This window comes from Vallitalea maricola, assembly GCF_036985595.1.
Classification (GTDB): domain Bacteria; phylum Bacillota; class Clostridia; order Lachnospirales; family Vallitaleaceae; genus Vallitalea; species Vallitalea maricola.
Map to the genome: position 1 here is coordinate 1 of NZ_BTPU01000401.1, position 256 is coordinate 256.

Here is a 256-nt window from a genome sequence, read left to right on the forward strand (position 1 = left end):
CGTAGAGTTTATTCATGGAATGAATAAACTCTACGAACACGACACCAATGCATACTATACCCTAAAAGCTACCTATTCAGAAGGAGTACTAAGAGACCTACAAGACAACAACGACTTCTGGCAAAAATACTCTGGACCAATAGATAAAGCCTCAACAAAAATAAATAACACTTACCTCAAACTAAACAAACAACAAGACGGTGTCCAAAGCTACGGAAGAATGGTAGACCTTCTAATAGCAGAATACAGACTTAAT

General features: G+C 37.1%; 1 protein-coding gene. It reads left to right on the plus strand.

The window, feature by feature from the left end; translation table 11 throughout:
- Positions 1-256: DUF3810 family protein (locus AACQ14_RS24455; protein ID WP_339366133.1), on the plus strand; the 256-nt coding region annotated here is incomplete at both ends.